At 40.4% G+C, this 213-nt stretch carries 1 protein-coding gene; it reads left to right on the top strand.

Annotation, left to right across the window (positions count from 1 at the left end):
- Nucleotides 1-200: hypothetical protein (locus tag NE668_RS10500; RefSeq protein WP_371745245.1), on the top strand; the 200-nt coding region annotated here is incomplete at its 5' end.
- Nucleotides 201-213: the final 13 nt, after the last annotated feature.

The following is a 213-nucleotide window of genomic DNA, read 5'->3' as shown; positions in this document are numbered from 1 at the left end:
GCAAACGCCAACAAATATATATCGCAGTTGTTGGCGTGAACCATTATCGTTCAGATATGGACTGTTTCATTCCTTTGATGAAGCACTTCAAACAAACGTATGGTATCCCAACTGCATTGTACGGAAATTCCCTTAACGGTACTTCTGGCGGTACACACACAGGGATAATTCCACCATGCAGACTGCATTTTAAATCATAGATACGCTTTTTAA

The organism is Veillonella parvula (assembly GCF_024461875.1).
Lineage (GTDB): Bacteria > Bacillota > Negativicutes > Veillonellales > Veillonellaceae > Veillonella > Veillonella parvula_I.
The sequence above is the reverse complement of the archived record's forward strand: the minus strand, read 5'-3'. Positions and strand labels throughout refer to the sequence as shown.